Below are 15,161 nucleotides of genomic sequence, written 5' to 3'. Positions count from 1 at the left end.
CAGTCGACGGTCTTTATGCTGGGCTCCACTCATTGGAACCACAGGTGTAAAGCTCATGTACGTGATTACCGGTATTACAGGCAAAGTCGGCGGCGCCCTGGCGCGCAATCTGCTCAAGGCGGGCCAACCGGTTCGTGCGGTGATTCGCGATGAGGCCAAGGCGGCGTATTGGGCGGATCTGGGCTGTGAAGTGGCATTCGCCCAGATGGAAGACGCCCAGGCGCTGACCGTTGCGTTCAAAGGTGCCACCGGCGTGTTTATCCTGCCGCCACCGGGGTTTGACCCACTGCCCGGTTTCCCCGAGGCCCGTGCGGTGATCGCCGCCGTGAGCCAGGCATTGCAGGCGGCAGCACCGAAGAAGGTGTTGTGCCTGTCCACCATTGGCGCCCAGGCCGAGCAGGTCAATCTGCTGACCCAGCGCACCCTGATGGAGCAAGCCCTCGGCGCCCTCGATCTGCCGGTGACCTTCCTGCGTCCGGGCTGGTTCATGGAAAACGCGGCTTACGACGTGATCACAGCGCGCGAAACCGGGGTGATCCACAGTTTCCTGCAACCCTTGGACAAGGCCATACCGATGATTGCCACGGCGGACATCGGCGTATTGGCGGCGCAACTGCTGCAACAGGACTGGTCCGGGCAGCGGGTGGTGGAATTGGAAGGGCAATGGGTGAGCCCCAACGATATTGCCCAGGCATTGGCGCAGATACTCGAACGTGACGTACGCGCCGAGGTGGTTGAGCGTGATACCTGGGAAGCGTTGTTGCGTTCACAAGGCGCGCAGAACCCATTGCCACGCATGCGCATGGTGGACGGTTTCAACGAAGGCTGGATCTGTTTCGAGCATGAGCATGTGATCAAGGGCAGCACACCGCTGCTGACTGTATTGCGTGAACTGGCGCGCTAAACCCACCACACACCTGTAGGCGCCGGCTTGCCGGCTCCTACAGTTTTATCTGTGTGGTTTATTCGTGCAGGGATCTGGCGGCCGATAGCAAGCCTTGGAACTGGTGGTAGCGGGCCGACAACACCTCGTACTGCGCAGCATCCGGCATATACCGCGCCTTCACCGGCATCCCCGCCTGCAGCAGGTTCGCACCCTGCCCGACGGCCAGGAACCCCAGCTTCGCCGCACCGATGCACGCGCTCAGCTCACTGCCGTGCAGGGTGAAGATCTCCCGCCGCAGGATATTGGCCAGCAACTGTGCCCAATACTCGCTGCGTGCACCGCCGCCCACCAGGGCACACGCGCCGACGTCAGCGCCCGCCGATTGCACCGCACGCAACGCATCAAGCAAACCAAAGCCCACCCCCTCCATCACCGCATAACCCAGCATCGCGGGCGTGCAGTCATGGCCCAGGTTCATAAAGCCGCCACGCAGCAAAGGGTCGTTGTGCGGGGTGCGCTCACCCGCCAGGTAGGGCAAAAACAGCGGGGTCGACAACGGCACAGGGTGCCCTATCGGCAACTGCACCTGCACCTGATCCAGTAACGTCTGCTCATCCGCCGTGCCAGTCAGCCGCGTGACCCAGCGCAAGCAACTGGCACCCGCCAGCATCGCGCCCATGGTGTACCAACGGTCTGGCAACGCATGGCAAAAACTGTGCACGGCACTGGCCGGGTTGCCGGCCGCATGATCAGTGATCGCGACAATCGCCGCGCTGGTGCCCAGGGTGATGAAACCATCGCCGGCATTGATCGCGCCAATACCGACGGCGGCCACCGGGTTGTCGCCGCCACCGCCTGCGATCACCACCTGCGACGACAGACCCAGTTCGGATGCCGTCAACTGGGCACTCGCTGCGCCGCCTTCGACCAACCGTGGCATCTGCGCAGGGGCCAGGCCCGTCGCGCGTACCATGGGGGTGAACCATTGGCGGTTCGCCACGTCCAGCCACAGCGTTCCCGCCGCGTCGGACATCTCGCTGATACGCTCGCCCGTCAGGCGCAAACGCAGGTAATCCTTAGGCGAAAGTACGCAGTCAATGGCCGCGAACACCTCAGGTTCGTGCCGTTGCAGCCACAGCAGTTTCGGCGCCGTCAGCCCGGCCATGGGCAGGCTGCCGGTGACGTCGGCAAAGCCCGGGCCCAGCTGCTCGGCTTCGGCCACAGCGCGTGAGTCGTCCCACAAAATCGCCGGGTACAACACTCGGTTGTCATCCCCCAACAGCACCGCGCCATGCATCTGCCCCGACAGGCCGATGCACGCCACTTGGGCAAACGCTGCATGGGCACGCAGTTGCTCCAAGGCCTGCAGGCAGGCCTGCCACCAATCCTCTGGCGCTTGTTCGGACCAGCCGCTGTGGCGTCGCGACACGCTCAGGCGCACGCCGGCATGGGCCAATACAGCGCCATCAAGGTCCATCAGGATGGCCTTGAGTTCCGAGGTGCCAAGGTCGATGCCGAGGGAAACGGGTGTGCTCATACGCGTGTCATTCCAATCCAGTACAGCCACATGAATGTCTGATTTGCAGGCTCGGTGCCAGCCGCACGCTGTGGGTGGGCGCGTCGGGTGAGGCCATGCGTTGCAGCAGCAGATGCACCGCGCGGGTGCCCAGGTCCTGCACTGGCTGGGCAATCAGCGTCAGGCGCGGCACGAAGAAATCCGCCCAGTCAAAATCGTCGAAGCCCACCAGGGCCATTTGCGCCGGTACCTCGATGCGCGCATCGCGCAAGGCATGCATGGCGCCGAGGGTCATCAGGTTGTTGCCGGCCATGATCGCCGTGGGCGGCGTCTCCAGGGCCAGCAAGTGTGCGGTGGCGGCCCGCGCCGGCTCGCTGCTGGAACCGCCGTTGACCAGCAACTGCGGATCAAACGCCAGACCGGCGGCGTGCAAGGCCTGGCGGTAGCCGGCCACGCGTTCATCGGTGGTGCCCAGCCCCGCACGTCCGGCAATGAAGCCGATGCGTCGGTGGCCGTGTTCAATCAAATGGCTGACCAGCGCCTGGGTGGACTGGGTGTTCTCCACGCCGATCTGGTCAAACCGCTCACTCATCATGCGATCCACCAACACGGTCGGCACCTCGTTGGCCTGCAAGTACTCCAAAGCCAAAGAACCCGTAGACGGTGCCAGCAAGATCCCATCGACCCGCCGATGGTGCAGCGCCGTGACCACCCGCAATTCCTGCTCCGGGTCGTCGTGGGGGTCGACAAACAGCATCATGTAGCCGTGCCGCGCACACTCGGTTTCGATCGCGTGCACGGTTTCGCTGAAGTAGTGGTTGGACAGCGCCGAGATCGCCACGCCAATCGTGCTGGTGCTCGACCGAGCCAGCGAGCGCGCCAGGGTGTTGGGGATGTAACCCAGTTCCTCGATCGCACGCTGCACCGCCTGCACGGTGGCCGGGCTGACTTTGCGGGTGCCGTTCAGCACATGGGACACCGTCGACGTCGACACCCCCGCCCTGCTTGCCACGTCATCCATGGTGACCACGACGCTGCTACCCCTTTTTTAGTGGATCAATGTTTACTCGACCAGCCGCTGTACGAACCGACGTTGTCACGGGTGATCAGTTTTGGCGTGAGCAGGGTAACCGCTTCGGCCGGGGCCTTGTCATTGAGAATGTCATTGCCCACGTTCACGGCAGTCTGGGCCATGGCCCAGGGGTCCTGGCTGGCAGAAGCCTGGATCTGCGACTCGGTCTTCAGCGCGTTTTCGATGTCCGGGGCGCCGTCCACCGACGTGATGATGATGCCGCTGCGCTTAAGCTGTTTGGCCGCCAGGTCGCTGCCGATGGCTTGCGGGTCGTTGATCGCGAACAGGCCGTCGATTTTCGGGAAGCGCGTGAGGTAACCCTGCATCACGTTCAAGCCGCCCTCGCGGGAGCCCTTGCCGTCTTGGTCATCGGACAGCACCTTGATCTCCGGCGCGCTGGCCAGGGCGGCTTTGCAACCCTTCACGCGGTCGGTCACGGCGGTCACCTGCGGGCCGTTCTGGATGATCACATTGCCTTTGCCCGAGAGCTTGTCCACCAGGAACTGGCAGGCCAGCTTGCCGGCTTCGACGTTGTCGGTCTGCACCGTGGCGTTCACGCCCTTGGCATCCACGTCCACCGCCACCACCACAATCCCCGCGTCGCGGGCTTTCTTGATCGCCGAGGCCATGGCGGACGGGTCCACCGCGTTGAGCAGGATCAGGTCAACCTTGGACGAAATGAAGTTGTCGATCTGCGAAAACTGCTTGCTCAAGTCATAGTCAGCCGACACCGACGTGACCTTGACGTTGGGGTTCAGCTCTTTGGCCCGCGCGGTGGCGCCGTCGGCCAGGGTCACGAAATACGGATTGCCCAGCGAGCCCATGCTGATGCCCAGGGCTTTGAGTTCACGGGCTTCTACCGCCTGGGACATCAGGGCAGCCAAGGCGACAACGGGAAAGATGCGTTTGAGGTTCATACCGGTCTCTCTTGTGATTGTTAGGGGAGTCAATTCAGGTCCGCGCACCGGACTGGCGATACCGATCCAGCGCCACCGCGCCAATGATCACGATGCCCTTGATGATGTACTGCCAGATGTCCGACACCCCCAGCAGCACCAGGCCGTTGGTGAGCACCGCGATGATCAGGGCGCCGATCAGCGTGCCGCCGATGGTGCCGACGCCACCGGTAAAACTGGTGCCGCCGAGGATGACCGCAGCAATCGCATCCAGCTCATAGGACTGGCCCAGTTGCAGGCCATTGGCGGCGAACAGGCGCGAGGCGCTCATCACCGCGCCCAGCCCGGCCAGGGCGCCGGACATGGCGTAGACGAACAGCAGCACTTTCCACACCTTGATCCCCGACAGCCGCGCCGCTTCCGGGTTACCGCCCACCGAGTAGATCTGCACGCCCATCACGGTGCGGCGCAGAATGAACCACGACAGCACCACCACCGCCACGGCAATGACCACCAGCCACGGCACGCCAAGGATCGAGTCGTTGCCGATAAAGGCAAACGGCAGGTCGGGGTTGAACACGGTCTTGTCATCGGCCAGCAGGCGAGCCAGGCCGCGCATGGCAGTCAGTGCACCCAGGGTGACAATAAACGGTGGCAGGCGCATGAACGCGATCAGCCCGCCATTGACCAGGCCCAGCAACAGGCCGAAGCCGATACCGGCCGCAATCCCGAACATGCCGAACTGCGGCGACAGCGACACCTGCAACGCCACCACGGCAGAGGCCGCCAGGATCGCCCCCACGGACAGGTCGATCCCCGCCGTGAGGATCACAAAGGTCATGCCCGCCGCCAGCACCACATTGACCGAGGCCTGCTGGGTGATGATCGACAGGTTCTGCACGGTCATGAAGTTCTCGCTGGCCAGGGCGAACCCCACCAGCAACAGGACCAGCACCGGCAACATGCCCACTGTGCGCATCAGTTCACGTGCGCGTTCTGCCTTACCTGTTGGAGCAATGTTCAACTCAGCCATGGGCAACCACCTGATCGCCACCGGTGGCGAGGTCAATAATGCGTTCCTGGGAAATGGCGTGGCCCGATGCCCCGCCGACTTCGGCCACCAGCTGGCCTTCACGCATCACCAGCACGCGGTCGCAGGTGCCGATGATTTCCGGCAGCTCGCTGGAGATCACCACGATGCCCACGCCGGCCAGCGCCAGTTGATTGATGATGCGGTAGATCTCGGATTTGGAACCGATGTCCACGCCACGGGTGGGCTCGTCGAGGATCAACACATGAGGCTTGACCTCCAGCAAGCGCGCCAACAGCACCTTTTGCTGGTTGCCGCCCGACAAGGCGCCGACGTTGACCTTGCCCGAGGCCACGCGAATCGACAGTGACTGGATCGCATCCTTGGAGCGCTGCGACGCGTGCTTGCGGTCGAGCACGCCACCGGCATGGGCATCCGGCACACAGGCGCAGACGTTGATGTTGTCGGCCACGCTCATGTCCAGGAACAGGCCCTGGGCCTTGCGGTCTTCGGTGAGGTACACCACGCCGGCGCGGATGGCGTCGGCCGGGGTGCGCAATTGAGTGACCGTCTTGCCCACCACTTCCAGGGTGCCGCTGGTGCGCGGGTCGGCGGCGAAGATCAAGCGCGCCAGTTCCGTGCGCCCTGCCCCGACCAAACCGGCGATGCCCAGCACTTCGCCGGCGTGCAGGTCAAAACTGCAGTGGCGCACACGCTTGCCGTCCGCCATGTCGCGCACGCGCATCACCACGTCGCCGGGGTTGTACGCGGCGTGTTCCTTCTTGTAGAAGCCGGACAGGTCGCGCCCCACCATCATTTTCACCAGCACTTCGGCCGACAGCACATCGCGGGTCAACTCGCCAATGTACTGGCCGTCGCGCAGCACCGAGACGCGGTCGGACAACTCGTAGATTTCGGCCATGCGATGGCTGATATAGATGATCGCCAGGCCCTGGCTGCGCAGTTGCTTGATCAGCGCAAACAGGCGGTCGGTTTCGCGGGAGGACAGCGGCGTGGTGGGTTCGTCCATCACCAGGATCCTGGCGTGGCCGTGCAACGCGCGGGCGATTTCCACCAGTTGGCGCTCGGCGATCGACAGGCTGCTGACCGGCGTCGACGGTTTGAATTCGGCGCCCAGGCGGTGCAGCACGTCCACACAACCGGCCTGCATGCCTTTGCGATCGATGGTCCAGCCACGGCGCAGTTCACGGCCCAGGTAGATGTTCTCGGCCACGCTGAGGTTGGGGCACAGGCTCAGCTCCTGGTAGATGACGGCGATGCCGTGGGTCTTGGCGCTGGCGGGGTCGAAGGTGGCGACGGGCTGGCCGTCGATGCAGATCTGACCACCGGGGTCAGCCTGGTAGGCGCCGGAAAGGATTTTCATCAGCGTGGATTTGCCGGCACCGTTCTCCCCCATCAAGGCGTGGATTTCGCCGGGGTAGACTTTCAGGCCGACTGACTTGAGCACCCGCACACCGTTGAAGGTTTTGCTGATGCCCTGCATTTCAAGCAAGGGTTCAAGGCTCATGAATGAGCTCCTGGTTTTATTATTTTTGTTGTCGAGTGCTGCCGACTCTAAGCCAGATACATTTTGTTGCGCAAGCGCTTGCGTATGCCGTTTATCGCTTGATTAAACGTTTCACCTCGTTCAATTGGATGAAATCTCTGTCATCCCCCGGGGGTGACCGCCATCAAAACGCCATAAACTCTGCTAAGGTTCAGAAACCTCATCTCCTCCTCGTCGCCCTGTGGCGATCTTCTGTGAGCATGCTCTGCGCCATCGCCGTTGACGATGGCGGGCCTGATACCACGGAACATCGCCGCGATGGACACACGCCCCACCGACCCGCCGCAATCACGCGCCGAAAAGATCGTCGAGTTCAAACGTCAGAAAACCCTGCTCAAGACCGGCGCCCTGCAAGACGCCATCTTCAACAGCGCCTATTTCTCCAGCATCGCCACCGATGAAAAAGGGGTGATCCAGATCTTCAATGTCGGCGCCGAACGCATGCTCGGTTATGCCGCCGCCGACGTGGTCAACCGCATCACCCCGGCCGACATCTCCGACCCGGCCGAGCTGATCACCCGCGCAGCCGCCCTCAGCCAGGAACTGGACACACCGATCACACCGGGCTTCGAAGCGCTGGTGTTCAAGGCTTCGCGGGGTATCGAGGACATCTACGAGCTGACGTACATCCGCAAGGACGGCAGTCGCCTGTCGGCCATGGTGTCGGTGACGGCCCTGCGCAACCGGCATGACACGATCATCGGCTACCTGTTGATCGGCACCGACAACACCGCCCGCAAGCAGGAAGAAGTCGAGCGCAAAGGCTTTGAACGGGCGCTGGAGGAAAAGAACCTGGAACTGGAACACGCCAGCCACATGAAGTCGGAGTTCCTGGCCACGATGTCCCACGAGCTGCGCACCCCGTTGAACGCGGTGATCGGTTTTTCCGAAGCCCTCAAGGATGGCCTGGTGGGCGAGATGAGCGACACCCAGCGCGAATACATCGGCGACATTTTCACCAGCGGCCAGCACTTGCTGGCGCTGATCAACGACATCCTCGACCTGTCCAAGGTCGAGGCCGGCATGATGGGCCTGGAGCTGGAAACCGTGGACCTGGCCGGGCTGTTGGCCAACAGCCTGTTGATCGTGCGGGAGAAAGCCGCGTTGCAGCGTATCCAGTTGAAACTCGACAGCCCCGATGACTTGGGCCTGCTGCAACTGGACCTGCGCAAGACCAAGCAGATCGTCTACAACCTGCTGGCCAATGCGGTGAAGTTCAGTGAGCACGGCAGTTGTGTGACCCTGGCGGTGCGTGAAGTCAGCCGTGAGCAGGTGGGCCGCATTCGCGGTGATTGGCCCGTGCACGGATTTGAACTGCCCCCCAGTGCGCAACAAGTGTTTCTCGAATTGAGCGTGAGCGACACGGGCCTGGGCATCGCGCAGGACGACATGGGCAAGTTGTTCCAGGCGTTCAGCCAGATCGACAGCAGCCTGGCGCGCAAATTCGAAGGCACCGGGCTGGGCCTGGCGATGGTCAAGCAGCTCACCGAGCTGCATGGCGGCAGTGTCGCAGTGGCCAGCCGCGAAGGCCTGGGCGCACGCTTTGTGGTGTGGCTGCCGCTGCACCGTGCCTTGGAGTCGGAGGCACCATGGCCTGCATCCTGATCGTGGAAGACAACGAAGCCAATATGCGCCTGGCCCGCTTGCTGCTGGTGAATGCCGGCCATAGCGTGCTGTGGGCCGCCGATGCCGAAACCGGGCTGACCCTGGCCCGGGAACAGCAACCGGCGCTGATCCTGATGGACATCCAGTTGCCGGGCATGGACGGTCTGGCCGCCACGGCGCTGCTTAAAAAAGACCCGCTCACGGCACATATCCCGGTGATCGCACTGACCGCAATGGCCATGAAGGAAGACCGCGAGAAGACCTGCCTGGCCGGTTGCGATGCCTATGTGATCAAGCCGCTGCGCTACAAGGCGCTGTATCAGGTGATCGACACGCTGTTGCCCTCCCCACCCCTTGGATGAACCCGCCATGGCAACGTTGCTGATCGTCGATGATGAACTTCAGGTGCGCAAACTGCTGGAGACCCTGCTGCAATACGAGGGCTACCACACCCACAGCGTTGCCAGCGGCGAAGAGGCCCTGGCCCTGGTGGCCGAGCAGCCCCCGGACCTGATCCTGCTGGACATCATGATGCCGGGCATGGACGGCTACGAAGTGGCCAACCATCTCAAGAACGACCCGGCCACGGCGAATATCCCGATCATCATGCTCTCGGCGCTGAGTGAACCCAGCGCGCGACTGAGCGGCCTGCAGACCGGCGCCGAAGAGTTCATCAGCAAACCCGTGGAGCGTGTGGAGCTGTGGCTGCGCGTGCGCAACCTGCTGCGCCTGAAAACCTATGGCGATCAACTGAAAACCCACAGCCTGATGCTCGAACAGCAACTGCGCGAGCGCGGCAGCGAAACCGCGAAGATGAACGTGCACGACCTGGCACGGTTGGACCTGGAAAACGCCTTGCGCCAGGCCGTCACCGCCGGTGAGTTCCAGCTGCACTACCAACCCAAACGAACAGTGGCCGACGGCCAGGTGTGCGGCCTGGAAGCCTTGTTGCGTTGGGAGCGGCCTGGGTATGGCGCGGTGTCGCCTGCAGTGTTCGTGCCGATCCTGGAGCAACTGGGCCTGATCGTTGCCGTGGGCCGCTGGGTGATCGAACACACCTGCCAGCAGATCGCAACCTGGCAACGCGGCGCCATCGGGGCCATTGAGGTGTCGGTGAACGTGTCCGGCCAGCAATTGATCGAAGGCGACCTGATAGCCGATATCCGCCAGTGCCTGGCCGACGCCGGCGTGGCGCCCCAGTGGCTGGAAGTGGAACTCACCGAAAGCTCCTTGATGGAAAATATCCAGCACACCATCAGCAGCCTGCAGCGCCTGCGCGACATGGGCGTGAAAATTGCCATCGATGATTTTGGCACCGGCTATTCCAGCCTGGCGTACCTGCGACGTTTTCCCCTGGACACCCTGAAGATCGATATCGCCTTCATCCGCGAAGTCACCACCAACCCCCAGGACGCTGCCATTGCCCGCACGATCATCGAGTTGGCCCACAGCCTCAACCTGCGCGCCGTGGCCGAAGGCGTGGAAACCCCGGCGCAGCTGGCGTTCCTGAAAGAGGCCGGGTGTGACCAGGTCCAGGGCTACCTGTTCAGCCGGCCTTTACCGGTGCCCGAGCTGGAACGCTTGCTGCTGACCACTCGGGGCGCGTGACAGCTCCTCGCGCAGGCAGTCGATCAAGCTGCGGTGGGTGGCACTCAAGCGCTCTGCGCTGCTGATCAACGCCAGTTCCGAGGCCGGCACCGGCGGCAACTCCGTGCAAATGCGGTGGCTGGGCAATACCGCGCTGGTGGGCAGGATACTGACTCCCAAGCCAGACGATACCGCCGCCTGGATACCCGTGAGGCTATGGCTGCCAAACGCCACGCGCCAACTGCGTCGTGCCTTGTCCAGGGTGCGGATGGCGCGCTGTCGATAAATGCAGCCTTGGGGGAACAGCGCCAATGGCAGGGTTTCGACCTGCAGGTCCTGATGCTGGCCACATACCCACACCAGCGACTCCGGCCAACTGCCATGGCACTCGCCGCTGCCGGCTTCGCGTTTGATCAGGGCGACGTCAATTTCGCCGGCGTCCAGTTGCCGACGCAGATCGGTACTCATGCCGCTGACCGTTTCCAATCGCGCTTCGGGCCGGGCGCGCACGAAACCGGACAGCATCGAGGCCATGCGCGTGGCGTCGAAGTCTTCCGGTACGCCCAGGCGCACGGGCACCACGTGGGTTTCGGTGTTCAACGCATCCCGGGCCTCGCGGGACAGGTTCAGCAGGCGGCGGGCGTAATGGGTCAGCAATTCGCCGTGCTCGGTGGGGCTGACTTGCTGACCGGAACGGTCACGCACCAGCAACACCTGGCCAACATTTTCTTCCAGCTTGCGGATCTGTTGGCTGACCGTGGACTGGGTGCGATGCACCCGCTCGGCGGCGCGGGTGAAGCTGCCTTCGTCCACGACACAGACCAGGGTTTGCAGCAGTTCCAGATCAAACATGGCGACGGCCTTCATATCGACTATACAAATGTGATGCAGAGGTTAATTTAATTTCCAACTGACAGCCAGGGTTTCTATGCTGTCTGTATCGCTCACGACCCCACAGGTGACCCCATGCCGCTCGAACACTCCCCTCGCCCGCTCTGGCTGACCTTTGACTGCTACGGCACGTTGATCCAATGGGATGAAGGCCTGCGCGCCGCTGTCGACCGTATTCTCGATGCCAAGGGTGACCACCAGGTGGACCGCGAGACACTGATCAGCGTCTACGACCACCACGAACACGCCCTGGAACAAACGCCACCCCATCGCAGCTTCCGCACCCTGGCCGGGCTGGGATTGCAGTTGGCGCTCAAAGAGCTAGGCCTGAGCGCCAGCCCTGACGATGCAGCCATCCTGACCGACAGCATCGGCGCCATGCCGCCGTTCCCCGAGGTGCTGGGCACACTGAATCAGTTAAAGCAGCAGGGTTACAAACTCTGCATCGTCTCCAATACCGACGATGACGTGATTGCGGGCAATGTCGCGCAACTGGGTGGGCATATCGACCGGGTGATCACCGCGCAGCAGGCAGGGGCCTATAAGCCGGATCGCCGCTTGTTCGACCATGCCCATGCGCAACTCGGGGTGAGCCTCGACCAGGTGGTGCACATCTGCGCCAGCCCGCACCTGGACCACGCTGCCGCACGGGATATCGGCTTTCGGTGCGTGTGGATCGACCGTGGTACCGGCCGCCAGCTGCTCGCCGACTACACGCCGGACGCAACCCTGTCGACCCTCGACGGCGTGCCCGAGCTGTTCAAGTCCCTGGGGTGGTAACCATGGCCCACACCTTTACACCCACATCGCTCGGCCCCCGCGCCGGGCGCTTCAACCTCGACACGATTGCCGCCATCGAAGCCCGGGTGGAACTCGCCGCCTGCCTGCAATTGGCGGCGCTGCATGGCCTGGAAGAAGGTATCTGCAATCACTTTTCGGCCACGGTGCCGGGGCATGACGGTTTGTTCTTCGTCAACCCGTTCGGCTATGCCTTCGAGGAAATCACCGCGTCGCAATTGCTGGTATGTGATTTCGCCGGCAACGTGATCGATGGCGACGGTACGCCGGAAGCCACTGCGTTCTACATCCACGCCCAACTGCACCAGCAGCAGCCGCGCATCAAGGCGGCGTTCCATACCCATATGCCCAATGCGACCGCGCTGTGCCTGCTGCAAGGCCCACCGCTGCTGTGGCTGGGGCAGACCGCGTTGAAATTCTACGGGCGTACGGCGGTGGATGAGCACTACAACGGCCTGGCCCTGGACAACCGCGAGGGGCTGCGGATCGCCCAAGCGCTCGGCAACGCCGATATCCTGTTCCTGAAAAACCATGGGGTGATGGTGGCTGCGCCGAATATCGCCGAAGCCTGGGACGACCTGTACTACCTGGAGCGTGCAGCCGAGGTGCAGTTGAAAGCCATGGCCAGTGGGCAACCCTTGCTGCCGATTGACCCGGCTGTGGCTCAACAAGCCTATGCGCAAATGCGTGAAGGCGACCCGGCGAGTGCCAGGGCGCATTTGGACAGTGGGATGCGTCAGTTGAAGCGGTTGGGTTCGTGCTTTGATATCTGACTTTTCGTTGGCTGGGCGTGTTAGCACATACACAAGATTGGCGTAGGGGTTTGTAGGGATACTCTTCCCCTTTTGGCTCTATTCAGGTTGTTCGGCTGTAAGCGGCATCCAATCTACGTTAAACCCGCCTAAAACAAAGTCTTCCTGTTTTTTGAGTAAATATTTAGGCCGCCGATTATTTGAACGTCCTGCCAGGATTGCTTGCCAAGCAGGTGGAACAACGACGGAGATAACATGTTTTAAATGTTCCTCTTCGCTAAACTCGCACGTCCTAGACAAGTCCATCAAGCCTTCCAAAAAAACAATGATATTATCCGCAAAAATTATTCTCTCAACGTAATCATCTACACCAGTATGAAACGCTTCTACAGTTTTTTCCAAGCCTTGCTCGGTGTAAAGCGGCGAACTCAGTTTTATTAGGCGTAGGCGCCTCATTTGATTGACGTGCTCAGCACCTTTATAGGCTTCAGCGATTCCGCCTGAAACATAGAAACATCGTATAATATCCGCAACCGCCTCATTTGACATATCAACGGCCACACGCTCATACATCGTTATTGTTCGAGGCGCAAAATAATAGCTCTTCGATTCAGCTTCTCGAAAATTGACCACTGAGTAGTTCATGACCTCAACAGGAGAGTTGCAAATCAACGCCTGTGAATACAACAATGACTCAGCCCGACAAATTAACTCATCGTTCTCAAGGTGTTTCTCGAATCGATGCATATTGGCTGCGGCCAAGCTGAGTTGACGCCAAACAGAAAAATCAGAAACGACACGCTTTAAATCAGGCTGTTCGCACGACACGAATAAATAATTTAGAAAGTCCATATAGGCTGTTGCGCGTATGATTTGCCGATCATAAGCAATACGATCCTCTTCATTCGCAGCAAGAGCAGCCTCTTCAACGAGGCGCATCATTGTCACAACGAGCATTCTCTTTGCAATATCAGGCGCACGCTCATGCCCAGCATCGCAACCACTTTTTATTATTTCCGATACACAAGAACCTTTTTTACTTACCAGCCACGCCTCTAAGGCCGCTTCAAACTCTAACAGCGTGAAACTCGGTTCTTTAATCAATAGATCCATTTCATAGCGGATGTGCTGCTGGCTTTCAAGTTTACGCAAGCTTTGCAGTGCCACCACTTTTTCAAAAAGCGCTTTGAATGGAACACTGTCCTCCGAGGCATTCTTTTCCAATGAAAGCGACACTGCGTGTTTTATTGCGTCCGACGCCCCTCCTGCGGTATTTTTTTCACGAACGACCTGATCATTTCCGAGCAACGATGGATAAACCTCCAACATTGTTTTTGGAGCTTCGTGCTTTAGGATTGTATGAAGGATAATTGCCTTCCAATTGAGCTCGCTGTCTTTATGGCGCTTACCGACATTTCTAAGCAAGCCTAAATCTCGGACTATTACCTTTACCAGGCGAGGATTGCGCGGCAGCCACTCAAGCGCATGCTCAATGGCTTGTGGAGGAATAAAATCAGCACAGTCCGCCAAAAGACGTCGCCCCATCGCGACCATCTCTGCTTCTGTGGGCTCAGGTACAACCATCTGGACATCAATGATTTTTTCTAGGAAACGCCGAGCATCTCTACCGAATATAGGCGAATAGTTACTGAGGGCTGAAGAGACCACCTCGAGATCAAAAGCAAGTACAAATGCAAATTTTGGCCAATCAAGCAGCTCTCTTAGAGCAAGCATTGTTTTAGGTATCACTGCAGGGTCAGCTCTATCAAGGTCATCAATGAACACAACCACCCTGTATCCATTGAGTTCATGCTGTAGCCTGGCCAAGTCTTTTTTATCTATTGCCGTCCAGGTCACGGCCTGATTAACAGCGCTACGCATTACCGAGATTGTACCCGAAGAGATAGGCTCCAACGGCGAACTAAAAAAACCAGCCAACGCTTCCGCAAATGAGCTTATCGCTTTAAGCAGCTTATGAAGCAACCGCTTAACTTGGCGAAAAGCATAAAACAATAAATTCCCTTGTAAGCGCACTCGCGCAGCGAGTTCGTGATAGAAGCGAAAAACAACTTCGTCCGGCGCTGAAACATTCCAAGCGGAGAAGCGCACAACAATTATTTTAGAACCACTGTTGCTCTTGGCGCGCTGCTTCTCTCTCGTTTTTATTTGTTGCTCTATGAAATTGAGCACACTGGTTTTCCCTGTGCCCCACTTACCATACAGCGCAATTCTTATGGACCATGCATCGGGCGTCGTGTCGATGGCTCTTAATACTGATTTAGCGAGTCCCCAGCGATTCAGGTCATCCTGATCCTGAATTAAAGCAGGCGCATCGAAACCGCCTTCACTTTGGATGGGATAAGTAAGTTTGTTCTTTAGAACAAAAATATCCAGATACCCAAGCAACAGGAAATGAACCAAAAATATTAGTTCCTCGACAAAATTAAAGAAAAAACTGAATGCGTAAAGAAAATAACTAAAACAGCTGCCTAACATAAAAAATCCCTGAAATTGCATCGATTCCCTTCTGAGGGTGACCTCTAACAAGCCATCACCCTATC

Annotated in this window: 13 protein-coding genes; 6 read left to right on the top strand and 7 right to left on the bottom strand. The window is 59.9% G+C overall.

Annotated elements, in window-relative coordinates:
* The first annotated feature begins 55 nt into the window (after positions 1-55).
* Positions 56-904 carry an NmrA family NAD(P)-binding protein gene (locus M2394_RS01380; RefSeq protein ID WP_259171364.1) on the top strand — a complete coding sequence of 283 codons (849 nt, stop codon included), beginning with the start codon at positions 56-58 and terminating at the stop codon, positions 902-904.
* A gap of 58 nt (positions 905-962) precedes the next feature.
* Here M2394_RS01380 and xylB read toward each other — a convergent pair whose 3' ends face one another.
* From xylB to M2394_RS01355, 5 genes are read right to left on the bottom strand one after another with little or no spacing between them, the layout of a single operon-like run.
* The gene (gene xylB, locus M2394_RS01375) at positions 963-2,423 is read right to left on the bottom strand and encodes a xylulokinase (protein ID WP_259171363.1); all 1,461 of its coding nucleotides are present in this window, start codon (positions 2,421-2,423) and stop codon (positions 963-965) included.
* Positions 2,424-2,430: 7 nt separating this feature from the next.
* Positions 2,431-3,432, bottom strand: a complete 1,002-nt coding sequence (locus M2394_RS01370) for a LacI family DNA-binding transcriptional regulator (RefSeq protein ID WP_178921199.1) — start codon at positions 3,430-3,432, stop codon at positions 2,431-2,433.
* 26 nt (positions 3,433-3,458) lie between these two features.
* Positions 3,459-4,391, bottom strand: coding sequence for an ABC transporter substrate-binding protein (locus M2394_RS01365; RefSeq protein WP_259171362.1), 933 nt, complete (start codon positions 4,389-4,391; stop codon positions 3,459-3,461).
* 34 nt (positions 4,392-4,425) lie between these two features.
* Entirely contained in the window at positions 4,426-5,403 is a 978-nt protein-coding gene (locus tag M2394_RS01360) for an ABC transporter permease subunit (protein ID WP_176998280.1), read from the bottom strand.
* Positions 5,396-6,928 (bottom strand): sugar ABC transporter ATP-binding protein, encoded by a 1,533-nt coding sequence (locus tag M2394_RS01355; protein WP_259171361.1) that lies wholly within the window; start codon positions 6,926-6,928, stop codon positions 5,396-5,398. Before M2394_RS01355 ends, M2394_RS01360 begins: the two co-directional genes overlap by 8 nt.
* Positions 6,929-7,225: 297 nt before the next feature.
* Between M2394_RS01355 and M2394_RS01350 the strand changes: the two genes are divergently transcribed.
* The 3 genes from M2394_RS01350 to M2394_RS01340 are packed head-to-tail and all read left to right on the top strand — an operon-like array spanning position 7,226 to position 10,180.
* Positions 7,226-8,572 (top strand): HAMP domain-containing sensor histidine kinase, encoded by a 1,347-nt coding sequence (locus M2394_RS01350; RefSeq protein ID WP_259171360.1) that lies wholly within the window; start codon positions 7,226-7,228, stop codon positions 8,570-8,572.
* Positions 8,557-8,934 (top strand): response regulator, encoded by a 378-nt coding sequence (locus M2394_RS01345; RefSeq protein WP_259171359.1) that lies wholly within the window; start codon positions 8,557-8,559, stop codon positions 8,932-8,934. Before M2394_RS01350 ends, M2394_RS01345 begins: the two co-directional genes overlap by 16 nt.
* Positions 8,927-10,180, top strand: coding sequence for an EAL domain-containing protein (locus M2394_RS01340; protein ID WP_259171358.1), 1,254 nt, complete (start codon positions 8,927-8,929; stop codon positions 10,178-10,180). Before M2394_RS01345 ends, M2394_RS01340 begins: the two co-directional genes overlap by 8 nt.
* On the opposite strand, the gene M2394_RS01335 is transcribed toward M2394_RS01340, so the two are convergent.
* Positions 10,130-11,011, bottom strand: a complete 882-nt coding sequence (locus tag M2394_RS01335; protein WP_259171357.1) for a LysR family transcriptional regulator — start codon at positions 11,009-11,011, stop codon at positions 10,130-10,132. The two genes, M2394_RS01340 and M2394_RS01335, sit on opposite strands and share 51 nt — an antisense overlap.
* Positions 11,012-11,125: 114 nt before the next feature.
* Here M2394_RS01335 and M2394_RS01330 point away from each other — a divergent pair, with 114 nt between their 5' ends.
* Positions 11,126-11,830 carry a haloacid dehalogenase type II gene (locus M2394_RS01330; RefSeq protein WP_259171356.1) on the top strand — a complete coding sequence of 235 codons (705 nt, stop codon included), beginning with the start codon at positions 11,126-11,128 and terminating at the stop codon, positions 11,828-11,830.
* A gap of 2 nt (positions 11,831-11,832) precedes the next feature.
* On the top strand, positions 11,833-12,621 hold the full coding sequence (locus tag M2394_RS01325) for an aldolase (RefSeq protein ID WP_259171355.1): 789 nt from the start codon (positions 11,833-11,835) through the stop codon (positions 12,619-12,621).
* A gap of 78 nt (positions 12,622-12,699) precedes the next feature.
* Here M2394_RS01325 and M2394_RS01320 read toward each other — a convergent pair whose 3' ends face one another.
* A complete protein-coding gene (locus tag M2394_RS01320; protein WP_259171354.1) occupies positions 12,700-15,117 on the bottom strand; it encodes a KAP family NTPase in 2,418 nt (805 codons plus the stop codon).
* Positions 15,118-15,161: the final 44 nt, after the last annotated feature.

The organism is Pseudomonas sp. BIGb0164 (genome assembly GCF_024810135.1).
GTDB lineage: Bacteria > Pseudomonadota > Gammaproteobacteria > Pseudomonadales > Pseudomonadaceae > Aquipseudomonas.
This window is presented reverse-complemented; position numbering and strand designations above follow the sequence as displayed.